This is a genomic window from Hymenobacter amundsenii, assembly GCF_002204745.1.
GTDB lineage: Bacteria > Bacteroidota > Bacteroidia > Cytophagales > Hymenobacteraceae > Hymenobacter > Hymenobacter amundsenii.
In genome coordinates this window covers 1-460 of record NZ_NIRR01000118.1, presented here as the reverse complement: position 1 = coordinate 460, position 460 = coordinate 1, and the positions used below count along the sequence as shown (strand labels likewise).

The following is a 460-nucleotide window of genomic DNA, read 5'->3' as shown; positions in this document are numbered from 1 at the left end:
GGGGTTGCTTTCAACCGTGCTGAATGGTTTCGTGTTTACACTATTAGGATACTTAATTCCACAAGTAACGCTTGCGCTAATTGAACACGAGCATACTGGGATATTGTCAACGATGAAGTATATGTTTATTATCGCAATACTCGTTTATGTATTCCGTTTTATATGGGTGTTTGCACTATATAATATGTTCTATATTCCGGAAAGTCGCTTTGAACGTGTTTTAAAGCATGAAGATGTGAACACTTATGAAGTACGTCCGAATCGCTTTAAATATGCACTCATCGCTACAGTTTGTGGTATAGAACGAGATCGTCTATCACAGGCAACGACAAGATTACAGCTTCGGCTACAATAACACGTGGGGGTTGCTTTCAACCGTGCTGAATGGTTTCGTGTTTACACTATTAGGATACTTAATTCCACAAGTAACGCTTGCGCTAATTGAACACGAGCATACTGG

The 460-nt window shown here is 39.8% G+C and carries 1 protein-coding gene; it reads left to right on the top strand.

Annotation, left to right across the window (positions count from 1 at the left end; genetic code table 11):
- On the top strand, window positions 1–355 hold a 355-nt coding region (locus CDA63_RS21150), incomplete at its 5' end, for a hypothetical protein (RefSeq protein ID WP_206780472.1).
- Between the last annotated feature and the right edge of the window lie 105 nt (window positions 356–460).